The sequence below is a fragment of the Pedobacter sp. genome, assembly GCF_039594775.1.
In the GTDB taxonomy this organism is placed as follows: domain Bacteria; phylum Bacteroidota; class Bacteroidia; order Sphingobacteriales; family Sphingobacteriaceae; genus Pedobacter.
In genome coordinates, this window is record NZ_JBCNMT010000006.1 from 96,076 (window position 1) to 108,479 (window position 12,404).

Consider the following 12,404-nt stretch of genomic DNA (forward strand, 5'->3'; position numbering starts at 1 on the left):
GGTTTTAAATGAAAATATTAAAGTTTTTAGGCATTATTATTGCCATTGTATTATTCGTAATTTTAGGGGCTGGCCTCTATATTAATTTTACCAAACCAACCGTTAATGAACCACCCAAACTCTTTGCCAAGGGCGACAGTATTAGCATTACAAGGGGCAAATACTTGGCCAACCATGTAGCGGTTTGTATAGACTGCCATAGCCAACGCGACTGGAGCCTTTTTAGCGGTCCGGTGATACCGGGCACAGAGGGCGGCGGCGGCGAAGTATTTGATCAAAATGCTGGCTTTCCTGGTAAGATCTATTCCTCAAATCTTACTCCCGCAGCACTTTCGGCCTGGTCAGATGGCGAAATCTATAGAGCAATTACCAGCGGCGTAGGAAAAGACGGCCACGCCTTATTTCCTTTAATGTCCTATCCACGTTTTGGGAAAATGAGCATTGATGATGTTTTAAGCATCATTGCATATATCAGAACCCTCAAACCTATTCAAAAAAATATCCCTAAAACTGAATTAGATTTCCCCGTGAGCTTGCTCAACAAACTGGGACCAAAACCTGCCGAACACGAAGTTCGTCCCGAGCCTTCGGACACCCTTAAATATGGTGCCTATTTAGTGAACGCTGCTGGCTGTGTAGATTGTCACAGTAAACAAGATAAGGGAAAAATTGTTGAAGGAACTGCCTTTGGCGGCGGCATGGAGTTCGTGCAGCCTGCCGGAATTATCAGGGCACCTAACATTACCAAACATCCTACCTTGGGCATTGGCAATTGGACCCCTGAACTTTTTATTGCCAAGTTTAAGTCCTACGACAACAACAATCAAGGTCCAATAAAAGTAGAAAAAGGCCAGCTCAACACCCCAATGCCCTGGAAAATGTACAGTGGAATGACCACCCAAGACCTTTCCGCAATCTACAGTTATCTACAAAGTCTTAAACCCATTGCAAACAAAGTGGAAGTTAGGACCTATAAAAAGTAGGCACTTCATCATACCTACTTCAAGCATTGCTCAATAGCATTAAAAAAAAGCCCCGCGAAAATGCAGGGCTTTTTTTTTGCCTTCTTGATACTTACAATTATCTATGATATGAGTAAAAATAAATACGAGCAGCATCAACCAGGCTGTAAAACTGATATACAATGCTATCTATCCAATAAACCAACATTTCGTCAAGGGTAATCGCTTCAACTTCCATCGGCTCTTTTTAGCTCATCAATGGCACAGTATGACTTTTATGCAGCAGCATGTCAATAAAAAAACCGACAACGTCAATCAATGACGTGTCGGCCAACACTACTACGAAATAGGGGGCTCTCTTCCCCTTAAAATTTTGAGCGGTTAGAAAGTGTACTTAATTCCAAATCCTCCACTTTCTGCACCAAAACCTCCTCCATTAAAATCAAAGGCTGGCATCCAATCGGCACTAATGGCAATAGGAGCTTTTGGAAATTTGAATTCCAGACCTGCCATTGCCACAACGCCGTAGCTTGAACTTCCCGACGATGGATAGTAGGAAGAATAAATAGATTCTTTATAGGAGAAATGGCTATAGTAAGGCCCTGCCCCTACCAACCAATGCAAGCCAGCTACTTCTACAATAGGTTTTTCATATTGGTACAATGCGGTAATGGCAATATCTTTGCCCAAACCACTATATCCCCTGTAGCGCAAAATAGCTTCCAATGCCTGATCTTTTTTAAAGAAATATTTTCCCGTAAGGGCAATGCCCCACATAAATTTAACACCAATGGCAGCTTTGTAGGGAGCAGTTGCCTCATTAACAATAGTGGCAGCTTCCTTTCCCGCAGCTTTGGGTGTAAGCTCGGTTGTTTCTTTTTCCTTTAACTCAACTTTAGCTGTTGATAATTTTGGTTCAGCAACAGGTGCCTCTCCAATGGGTTTTGGTTCAGCTTTCTTTTGCTGTACCTGTGTACTCTTTTTAACAGTTGCAACTTTTTTTACTTGGGCACTAACTTCGGTGGCCGCAAAAATAGCCACCAAACATAAAACGGATTTTAAGTTTCTCATTTAAATTATAATTATTGATTTTATTTTTTTCGAATTGGATTGGCATAAAGCCCATCTATAGCGTTGTCATTTAATTAGCTTTTGTGGCATTGCCGATCTTGATGGCAATTACCTGCTTAGTTTAATATTTAAGCTTTGCCAATTGCTTTTGTGCGCTACCGCCATTTGTGTGGTATATTGAAAAATTGGGGTGAACATTACCGTGGCTGTAGCTGTAGGTCCCAAAGGTTTGAGCCCCCATAAGGGAAATGAACCGGCATAAGGTCTTACCTCTTGCATTTTTAAAGGTGTACCGTTCGAAAGTTTGGCACTAATGGCATACTTACCTACGGGAATATTCAATGCGGTAAGTGCTGCTATGCCAATATTTTTCTTGATCACAAAGGTTCTGTTCTCTCCAAAAATACCTGGTCCTTCAGGTACCAGTGTCACTTCAATAGTTCCGTTTTTTGGTAAATATTCTGGGATGTTTCCGTCCCAATCTATGCTATAGTCGAAAGAAATGGCCCCACCATAGTAATTGGTCGAATTACCTGGCTGTGCTGCAACTTCCGATTTGTTGCCCAGTCCGTAAGATTGGAGTACAAAATTCTTTACCTGACCATTTTCAGAAGCAAAGCCTGTGGTATTATCATCAGCCGGGAAAAGTCCCATCACTGCCTTGCCCTGTCCATATTCCTTCTCATAACCTGTGGCATAGTAGGTAATGGCGCCATAGGGCAGTGAAATTTCGTAATATCCATTTGCATTGCTCACTGCGTGGGCACCATTAGTGGTTCCTATGGTAGATCTAATACCAATATAGGCTCCTTCTAGTGGTTTACCTGTCATATCGGCAACATAACCTCTTAAAAATCCTTTTTTTACTTCAATAGCGGGAAAGTTAGGAAGAGCGGGTTTAGCATTGCCCATTACGTTAACAAATGGTTCATCAGCGGCAACCGTTAAGGTAACCTGCCCAGCAATGGGAATAAGATCGGGCTGCTTGCCCCAGGCCTGATTGGGTTCACCTTCGGGCTTTTTTGAGCAACCCGCAAATATTAAGGTTGCAAGGAATAATCTTTTATACATCATATCGTTTTAAAGGCCCAAAATTGCGCCCCCGTAGTTTCCGCCGCAACCAACATCGACAGTCTACCATATTTAGGCCCTAATAACCCCATAATTAATGACGAACTGCATTGATATGCGCTAGCTCTTTTTAAAACCATTAGCTAAAAAAAGCCCCAGTGAAAATCACTGGAGCACATTTTAACATATGAAACTAAACTAATTTTAAATCTGGTGGCATTTAGCGCAGGCGCTTGTTTGATCACTATATAGTTTGAGGCTATTTTTTAGTGTTGGTTAATACGATGGAAGAGGTACTGGTAGCACCATCAAAATCGGTTGTATTTTCTTGTTTTACCACACCAATGCCATGTGCCATCCAAAGCGCCACATTTTCAGTACCTACCCTCACCATTTTTAGACCATTATCCATCTTTATTTCCTGCCGTTGACTGGAGTTGTAAACAAACTTGCTACAGGTAAAAGTTCCCGCAGGCACCGTAATGGTTTCTACCATTACCGCAGATCCCGGAAGCTGGGTAATTTCCTGTGTCATTTCCAAAGTGATATTGCTTCCGGAAGATTTTTGCAGATACTTTAAGTATTGGCCTGTTTTGCCGGGTATTTCCCACGTTAATTTACTGCCCTCTTTAATACTGTTCTCCATCACCATATAACCTGGAAAGCCTGTGGTCCTTGCTTCAATAACTTCAATGCCGGGGGTCTTTTTCAATTCGGTAACCAAGGCATACCATGCATCGGGCATATTAAAGCCGGTATAAGTTTTTCCATTGGCTACATAGAGGCTATTGTCTAATGCCATGTCTCCATAAGGAGAGGCTACATTGGTATGAAGGTTATATACTTTAATACCAGAGGAATCCTTTCCGCCATCGATCCACTTGGTAGCGGTAGCAACGGCTACACCTTCTTCGGCAATACGATATTCATATTTTGTACTTAGGCGTGGAATAAAAGTATCCTTTGGTGCTTCCTGTAAAGATGCAGCATCTCCTTTATCTTTTTTACAGCCCACCATTACCATTCCAAATACCAATAACATTAGCGGCAATTTGTACCTTACATTTTTTCTTTTCATATCATTTCGCTTATTAATGAAGTAAAAGTAGTGTGCCAGGAAAGGTGGTCTAAGAAGCATAGATAGAAGGCATACAATCATCGACAGAGGGCTCTAATTTATCTTTTCCTTCCTAATCTTCACCCATGCAAATACGCGGGATACCTTGAAGCGGATAACAGCAGCATATTCTAAAACTTTGTATCACTTTCCCTTCAAAAAAAATGACCAAAAGCTCATTGAAGAGACAATTGGCCATTTATTACATAACATTAAAAAACCACCCTTTTGATGAGCAGTTCCTTACTTATTTAATTGATTATTAAAGTTCTTTTAAGGCTTTTTATACCTAAACTTGGCTGAAAAAGAAATCTCTCCGCCAAAGCAATAAGATGTTCCAGAAGTTTTCAATCTTAAAACACCACTTGCTGTTCCATTCACAAGACCGTTTTTAACCTCAGTAACTACAATTTCACCATCGGTATAATACAACTCTGGTCCATCGCATTGCGTATAGGCAGAGGTATAATAGTCTTTGCCATTAATATAGGTAGATACCAAGGCTTTATCTCTGCCGAAAGGCTTTTTGCCTACGTTATGATCAGGAGCCTCTAAATGGAACCTATATTCTTTGTAATTTCCGTAAAAGTTGATAAACATATCTTGTGCAGATAGCACGTCAATATCATCAAAGGTAAGGTAGTTACTGGCAATCTTTAATGCACAGTATTGTTCTGGAAGCAGCATTAAAGAACACGCTAAGGTTATTTCACGACCATCAACAAACACTACGGCAAATATACTCGTAGAACCCATCGTGTTAATGCTTTCTGGTGCCTTATAGGTTACCGAGGTTGTAAGTCCACCTGATATTACCGCACCCGTGGCACTTGCATACCATTTTTTTACCTTCGTATCTGCAAGCGTAACGACAATATCCAGCAAGTCATCATTATCTGGACTTTCTTTAGTTGGAATAAATTTGATTTCCAATTTGGTGGTTTCGCCAGCACTGAGTTCTTCCTTACCAGAATTATTGATATAAAGCGTTGATACCACTCCCCAATCACTGAAATGGCGTGTCTTTGCTGTTACCGTATTTTTATATTCATCAACTATAGGTTGCTTTACCATATGCCAATAACCTTTGTTATCCTGATATGCTAGGGAAAGTGCCTTTGAAGAGGTATTAGATAACTGTCCGAAGGGTATGGTAATTTCTATATCCTTTTTAAAAGTAACATTTTCGGGCAGGAACCGATAGGCTTTACCAATGGCCCCAAAAGGCAACAGATATTCTACCTCCTGAATACTGAATTCTATATTGGTTTCTAATGCACCAGCGGGAACGCTTAGTTTGACCCCTCTATTGGGAATTTCCAAACTACCCCCATCTGCACCAATGATCTGTTTGGTTGATGTACCTACTACTTCGCCATGCTTGGTACGTACCGCTCCCGGAATATCTTTTTCTGGTGTTGGATCGGCAGGATTTTCATTTTTTTTCTTACAGGAAACTATGACTACCAATAACAGCAGCCCATAGAGCCAATTTACTTTCTTTTTCATCTCGTTATTCTTGCTTTGTTTTAGCATATGTTCGTAAAGAAACAATGGTTCAGTACACTATCAAACCATCCTACAAAGCTGACCATACATTAGTTGATAAGGAAGAATTGTAGATAGACAACTAAGTATGCAGACCAACGACACTATTTTTTAATTCAATGCTAAATGACCTTTCGTTTAATAGCCTCCCAATTAAAGTTCATTTGGTGTTGCAGGAACATTTTAGGTAATGGGAGTGCCTTATTTTTGTATATCCTAGTTTTATAAAATTTAGGAATAGTTAATAGTTAATTTAAAAGTCGTCATCATGGATGTGGTGCCGGCTTTTTTTATGGGTAAAGCGGGCAATTCAAAAAAACGCTATCATTAGTTTTTAACAGCAGTGCAGATGGAGTCTCCTAACAATAAGGGACATTTGAAAAAAGACATGATTTAAGCTAAAAACATGCATTCTGTCTTCAAAATCGGTTGTATGTCTATGCTCGGTTTAAAAACCATATCAATCCTATAAAATTGTCGAATTAATAGAACCGACAACATGAACAGAACGATCATCAACCCTGTGATAAAGGATGAAGTCACCTTTGTACATACCTCCAGCGAAACGAATGGAGAATTTAGCGAACTGGAAGTCAAGTTAATGCCCGGCGGCGGAACACCAATGCATTACCATCGCAATTTTGATGAGGTATTTATGGTGACCCAGGGAGAACTTACTTTATACCTCAGAAATCAAAAGATCAAATTGAAACCACATGGACTGTTTACGGTAAAAAAAGGGAAAGCGCATCGTTTTACGAATGAATCCGATCAACCAGTGCATTTTACTACGGTGATCAAACCTGGCTACCAAGGTTTTGAAAATGCACTTTCTATTCTTTACGGGCTTGCTTCAGATGGAAAAACAAATCATCAGGGCATTCCCCTCAGCTTGCTTGAACTTGCCGTAGTCAGTAAAATGAGTGATATGAACCAGTCAGGCATCATGTCACTGCTGTCTCCATTAATGACTTTGTTGAACAAGGTTGCCAAACGGAAAAAAATCGATCAACAACTTATTGAAAGATTCTGCAATTATTAATATTCCAGAAAAAGAAACATAGCTGTTAAAGTTTAACCAAAGATCCCTTTCTACATAGAAAGGGATCTTTGGTTTTAGGAGTTTTTTTACCCCATATAAAACTCCCCGCCTTTAGGGCAACACCCATGCCTTGGCAATGCTCACTTTTACCATTCCAAGTTCGGTTTCCAAATCTCAAAAAGGTGATGGGGAAACATTATAGGTTTTACAGGCCACCTAACTTTCGAAATTAATTTATCACATAAATTTTAATCAAAAACATGAAAAAAAAATTACTACTGTTAGTGATGTTGGCTACATGTTGCCTGTCTTTGTTCGCCCAACAGCGAACCATTACGGGAACGGTCACTTCACAGGAAGATGGAAAACCTATTCCTGGTGCCTCTATTCGCGCAACCGGCACCAATGTAGGCACCCAAACCGATGTTGATGGCAAATTTGTTCTAAAGGTGAATATGGAAACCAAATTCCTAGAGTTCTTTTCCATTGGCTTCATCAAAAAAAATGTTCCCATTGCCAATGCAAGCGTGCTTAACATTTCACTTGAATCAGATGTAAAAAGCCTTAATGAGGTAATGGTAGTGGCCTACGGCACCCAGAAAAAACAAGCCATCACCGGTTCTGTAGCCACCATTGGTACTGCCGAAATCGAAAAAAGAACCGTTACCAATGCTACACAGTTATTGGCCGGAGCTTCACCAGGCATCAGTACCTCATCTGCCAACGGGCAGCCTGGCTCGGGAGTTTCCATCCGCTTAAGAGGGTTTGGTTCCTTTGCTGCTTCTAGCGAGCCCTTGATCATTTTAGATGGTTCGCAGTACGATGGTAGCATTGGAGATATTAATGTGAATGATATTGACAACCTATCTATTCTAAAAGATGCTTCCTCTTCGGCCCTATACGGAGCCAGAGCGGCCAATGGTGTCATTATTATTACCACCAAAAAAGGTAAAACAGGCGCATCCCAGCTCAACGCATCCATTAACCAAGGCTTTTCTGAAAGGTCAATTCCAGAATATGAAAGGCTGAATGCCTTTGAGTATTACCCCGCTTTTTGGCAGGCCTTAAAGAACAATTATATGTTCTCGGCCTCTCCGGCCCAACCAGAAGCTACCGCAGCTCAAAATGCGACCAACAACATCAGAACCCAGTTGGTTTATAACCCTTTCAATGTAGCCAATAACGCCATTGTAGGCACCGACGGCAAAATCAACCCAAACGCAGCTTTGCTATATGATGATTTCGATTGGTTTGGGCCATTGGAAAGAACAGGAAAACGGACCGATGTTAATTTGAGTTTTTCTGGCAGAAATGAAAAATCCGACTACTATGCTTCATTAGGCTATCTGGACGACAAAGGTTATATCCTTAAATCAGATATCAGAAGGTTTACCGGCAGGATCAATGCCAATTCGCAGGTTAAACCATGGCTTAAAACGGGCTTTAACCTGTCGGCCACGCTTTCAGACCTCAACAATGCCTACGATAGTTCTACCGGAAATGCTACTTCCTTTGTGAATGTATTTAGCTTCACTAGGGGAATTGGTCCCATTTATCCGGTACACGCCAGAGATGCCGCGGGGAACCTGATCTATAACAGCGTGCAAAAAATGAACTGGTACGATTACGGACTCCATCCCGGAGCAGTCAATCGTCCGCAAGGTGCTTCACCAGGTCGTCATATTATTTACGAAACTATGTTAAATGACAATCTCTCCAAACGAAATTCGATCGGCGGACGAGGGTATGTAGAACTTCGGTTTCTGAAAGACTTTACCTTTACTCCTACGATCAATATCGACATCAGAAATAATGGTGCCGATATATTTTGGAGCCCTTTGGTTGGCGATGGAGTATCGTATAATGGCTATGCTTCCAATACCAGCAGCACCGTTAGATCCTACACCTTCAACCAGATCCTAAACTATAATAAATCATTCACCAAACACACGTTTGGCGTTACTTTAGGCCATGAAAATTATAATTATACCGCCAAAAGCTTCAATGTAGCCAAATCTGGTATCGTAGCCCTGGGAATTACCGAACTCGGGAACTTTGTTTCCATATTAGGTGCAAGTGGTGTAACCAATAAAGATGCGATAGAATCCTATTTCTCCAAACTGACCTATAATTATGATGAAAAATATTTCCTGGAAGGTTCATTGAGAAGAGACGGCAGTTCAAGATTTCATCCGAATAACAGATGGGGTACATTTTTCTCGGCGGGTGCTTCGTGGAGTATTTCCAAAGAGGAAGCCATTAAAAAGCAAAACTGGATCGATGACCTGAGATTAAAGATTTCCTATGGCGAGGTAGGCAACAATGCCCTATCTTCTTTTTACGCCTATGATCCTTATTTCGATTTGGGATGGAACAACAACTCTGAAGGTGGGGTGCTACTGAGCTCTTTGGCCACTCCCGATTTAAAATGGGAGACTTCAAAGACTACCAATGCGGGATTAACATTCTCCCTATTTAAACGAAAGCTATATGGTGAATTTGAATATTTCAAGCGAGGCTCAGGGCAGCTCATCTTCAGCTTGCCCCTTCCACAATCGGATCCGGTTATTTCACGATTGGCCAATATTGGCTCTATGGAAAACAGAGGCTTTGAGCTGCAATTGGGTAGCCAATTGGTTAAAAGCAATAACTTTAGTTGGGACCTTATTACCAATTGGACCATTCTTAAAAATGAAATTACCAAAATGCCAGTTGAAACGCCTACCATTATTTCTGGAACCAAAAGAAGAGAAGTTGGTAAAGACTTTTATGCGTACTGGTTAAGGCAATATGCCGGTGTAGACCCTTCGGATGGTTCGGCACTGTATATTCCGGCAGAGGGTACAGCAGCAACCAGCATGAGAACAGTGAATGGCCAGCAATATGTAACCAACCAAACTTTTGCAAAGTTTGATTACTCGGGTACGGCAATACCTGATCTAGCTGGGTCTATTGCCAATACCTTTAACTACAAGGATGTTTCGCTATCGTTTTTGGTGAACTACCAACTGGGCGGGAAATTTTATGATAGCAATTATCAAGGTTTAATGAGCTTGTCTTACGGAGCCGCCCTGCACAAAGATGCCCTAAAGGCTTGGACCACTACCAATACGGGAAGTGATATTCCGCGTTTGGATGTGGGCAATACGACCAATATCAACGCAGCTTCAACCAGATGGCTGATAGATGCCTCGTATTTAAGTTTAACCAACGTAAACCTATCTTATCAACTACCTAGGCAATGGCTTAGCAAAGTGAATATCAACCGTGCCAAGCTATTTGTTGGCGGCGAAAACCTCTTACTTTTTTCTAAACGTAAGGGCCTTGATCCAAGAGAAGCCTTTGATGGTGTAAACAGCAGTACTTACCTACCAAACAGGATCATCAGTTTTGGTATTAATCTTTCATTATAACAAAATATGAAGAAGACAATTTTATTATCGGGCATTGCCCTGTGCTTCGCTATCGCTAGCTGTAAAAAAGACTACCTTAATACTACCCCAACCGACAAGGTAAAGGCAGATGCGGTATTTACCAGTGTAGAAAATGCGACCTCCGTTCTTAACGGCATATATAGGTACATGTTCCAAAGAACAGATGCCACCACTTCTAACGCCCAGGGGAAACCCGGTGTTGGAGGCATATTATTGGGCCTTGATTTTATGGGCGAAGATTTACATCAGGTGAATGCCACCTGGTTTACCTCTACCGGTGAGGGAAACTGGATTGCGCCCAGAACCGACACCCATGCTTCCAACCTCTATTATTACAGGACCTTTTTCCGCATGATCGGTAATGCAAACTTTATTTTAGACCATATTGATAACGTAACCGGAACCGACGATGGAAAAGCTCGGGTAAAAGCCGAAGCTTTGGTACTAAGGGCCTATGCCTACTCCTATTTGGTGCAGCTTTATGGAAAACGCTACGATGCCAACAACAAACCCAATGCCCAATTAGCGGTACCCTTATTATTAACCTCAACAGATACCAAGAAGCCCAGGATATCTGTAGAAGAAATATACACCGCGATCAATAAAGATTTGGATGCCGCCATAGCACTTAACCAAACCAACAGGTTAAATAAAAGCCATTCGAATATTTGGATAGCAAAGGGACTCAAGGCAAGAGTAGCCCTCACCATGCAAGACTACCAAACGGCCATTGACTTTGCCAAGCAAGTGATTGATGGTGGTGCTTTTCCATTAATGGACCAAACGGCCTATCAAAGTGGTTTCAATAATGCTCCGGCACTCTCTGAAGTGATGTGGGCAATGATGCCCAATGCCGAACAGGGCGATACCTTTGGATCCTTTTTTGCGCAAATTGCCTATAATGCCAATACTTCTTACCAAAGAGGCACACCAAAATTGATCAACAAGGCTTTATATGATCAAATACCTGCCACAGATGTGAGAAAGAAAATGTGGGAGGCCGCACCTACCGCAACCAATTTCCCCCTGCCTTCTACCGCTTTTGCAAGGGTACCTTATATGAGCAGGAAATACGCTGTTAAAAATGTGGGCGATCCTTCATTGGGCGACGTTCCGCTCATGAGAAGTGCCGAAATGTATTTGATCTTAGCTGAAGCCTATGCAAAATTGGCCACTCCGCAAAATGGCCTCGCTCAGGATGCGCTATTTGTATTAACCTCCAAAAGAGATGCCAGCGCAGTGAAGAGCAGTAATACAGGAGCCAGTTTGATCAACGAAATATTGTTCAACAGACGGATAGAACTTTGGGGCGAAGGTTTTAGATATCCCGACCTTAAGCGATTGAACCTGGCCTTGGACAGAACCGTAGTGCCAAACTTTACCAGCACTTCGGTATCCAATGTGATGCTGATCCCCGCTGGCGACAATAAGTGGCAGTTTTTGATCCCTAGATCAGAAATTGACGCCAATCCAAACATTGGGCCTCAAAATCCATAACCTTTATAAAGACCAACTGCATGATGCAGTTGGTCTTTCTGATATTAATTTAGCAATATTACCGCCAACATGCTACATGAATAAGCTCAAATATCACGTTCTAACCATCAATGATGTTGCTTTAAGGCAAACTTTAGCCAACTGGTACCAACAAGAATGGCAGCTTCCCGTAGAAAAAACACTTCATCTCTTAACGGAAGTGAGCTCGCATAAACTACAGCTACAACTTGTATTAACCGTAAATGATTTTCCGGTGGCTACCGCCGGCCTACATCAAACCGTGGGCATAGTGAAACATTACCCAGCACTGAAAAAATTTGACTACTGGTTAGCTTTGGTTTACACCATACCCTCACATCGAAAAAAAGGCTATGCCACTTTACTGTGCCAACATATGGAGAAAATAGCCAAACAAAGGGGTATTTCTAAATTGCATTTATTTACCGCCACTGCCCAGGCCCTTTATGCTTCCATGAACTGGAAAACCATTCAACATCTCCAACATGCTGATAAAGCTATCGCCATCATGGAAAAAGAAATACCATAAGCTTATCAATTTACGGCATCAAGCCCTGCCCTACTAAGCCCAAAATACAGCACCTGTGCGAAGTTGGATATTTAAATACAAGCCAAACTTTAGAAGAAAACGCTTTTAAACGTTT

The 12,404-nt window shown here is 41.5% G+C and carries 9 protein-coding genes; 5 read left to right on the top strand and 4 right to left on the bottom strand.

Annotated features, from left to right (window positions below):
• Positions 1 to 8 precede the first annotated feature (8 nt).
• A complete protein-coding gene (locus ABDV71_RS14900) occupies positions 9 to 983 on the top strand; it encodes a cytochrome c (RefSeq protein WP_343533915.1) in 975 nt (324 codons plus the stop codon).
• A gap of 360 nt (positions 984 to 1,343) precedes the next feature.
• Here the strand turns inward: ABDV71_RS14900 and ABDV71_RS14905 are convergent, their stop codons facing one another.
• The 4 genes from ABDV71_RS14905 to ABDV71_RS14920 form a co-directional block, all read right to left on the bottom strand.
• On the bottom strand, positions 1,344 to 2,033 hold the full coding sequence (locus tag ABDV71_RS14905; protein ID WP_343533916.1) for a hypothetical protein: 690 nt from the start codon (positions 2,031 to 2,033) through the stop codon (positions 1,344 to 1,346).
• 108 nt (positions 2,034 to 2,141) lie between these two features.
• Complete coding sequence (locus tag ABDV71_RS14910; RefSeq protein WP_343533918.1) at positions 2,142 to 3,107, bottom strand: carboxypeptidase-like regulatory domain-containing protein; 966 nt, start codon at positions 3,105 to 3,107, stop codon at positions 2,142 to 2,144.
• A 256-nt stretch (positions 3,108 to 3,363) separates the two neighbouring features.
• A complete protein-coding gene (locus tag ABDV71_RS14915) occupies positions 3,364 to 4,182 on the bottom strand; it encodes a hypothetical protein (protein WP_343533920.1) in 819 nt (272 codons plus the stop codon).
• 312 nt (positions 4,183 to 4,494) lie between these two features.
• Positions 4,495 to 5,730 (bottom strand): hypothetical protein, encoded by a 1,236-nt coding sequence (locus tag ABDV71_RS14920; protein ID WP_343533922.1) that lies wholly within the window; start codon positions 5,728 to 5,730, stop codon positions 4,495 to 4,497.
• Positions 5,731 to 6,268: 538 nt separating this feature from the next.
• On the opposite strand from ABDV71_RS14920, the gene ABDV71_RS14925 reads away from it, so the two are divergent.
• The 4 genes from ABDV71_RS14925 (at position 6,269) to ABDV71_RS14940 (ending at position 12,289) form a co-directional block, all read left to right on the top strand.
• The gene (locus ABDV71_RS14925; protein WP_343533924.1) at positions 6,269 to 6,811 is read left to right on the top strand and encodes a cupin domain-containing protein; all 543 of its coding nucleotides are present in this window, start codon (positions 6,269 to 6,271) and stop codon (positions 6,809 to 6,811) included.
• A 260-nt stretch (positions 6,812 to 7,071) separates the two neighbouring features.
• The gene (locus ABDV71_RS14930; RefSeq protein WP_343533926.1) at positions 7,072 to 10,224 is read left to right on the top strand and encodes a TonB-dependent receptor; all 3,153 of its coding nucleotides are present in this window, start codon (positions 7,072 to 7,074) and stop codon (positions 10,222 to 10,224) included.
• 6 nt (positions 10,225 to 10,230) lie between these two features.
• A complete protein-coding gene (locus ABDV71_RS14935; RefSeq protein WP_343533928.1) occupies positions 10,231 to 11,742 on the top strand; it encodes a RagB/SusD family nutrient uptake outer membrane protein in 1,512 nt (503 codons plus the stop codon).
• Between the two features lie 76 nt (positions 11,743 to 11,818).
• Complete coding sequence (locus ABDV71_RS14940; protein ID WP_343533930.1) at positions 11,819 to 12,289, top strand: GNAT family N-acetyltransferase; 471 nt, start codon at positions 11,819 to 11,821, stop codon at positions 12,287 to 12,289.
• Positions 12,290 to 12,404: the final 115 nt, after the last annotated feature.

Coding starts and splice junctions, on each gene's coding strand:
- ABDV71_RS14900 (WP_343533915.1), top strand. CDS start 9: ATGAAAATATTAAAGTTTTTAGGCATTATTATTGCCATTGTATTATTC.
- ABDV71_RS14905 (WP_343533916.1), bottom strand. CDS start 2,033: ATGAGAAACTTAAAATCCGTTTTATGTTTGGTGGCTATTTTTGCGGCC.
- ABDV71_RS14910 (WP_343533918.1), bottom strand. CDS start 3,107: ATGATGTATAAAAGATTATTCCTTGCAACCTTAATATTTGCGGGTTGC.
- ABDV71_RS14915 (WP_343533920.1), bottom strand. CDS start 4,182: ATGAAAAGAAAAAATGTAAGGTACAAATTGCCGCTAATGTTATTGGTA.
- ABDV71_RS14920 (WP_343533922.1), bottom strand. CDS start 5,730: ATGAAAAAGAAAGTAAATTGGCTCTATGGGCTGCTGTTATTGGTAGTC.
- ABDV71_RS14925 (WP_343533924.1), top strand. CDS start 6,269: ATGAACAGAACGATCATCAACCCTGTGATAAAGGATGAAGTCACCTTT.
- ABDV71_RS14930 (WP_343533926.1), top strand. CDS start 7,072: ATGAAAAAAAAATTACTACTGTTAGTGATGTTGGCTACATGTTGCCTG.
- ABDV71_RS14935 (WP_343533928.1), top strand. CDS start 10,231: ATGAAGAAGACAATTTTATTATCGGGCATTGCCCTGTGCTTCGCTATC.
- ABDV71_RS14940 (WP_343533930.1), top strand. CDS start 11,819: ATGAATAAGCTCAAATATCACGTTCTAACCATCAATGATGTTGCTTTA.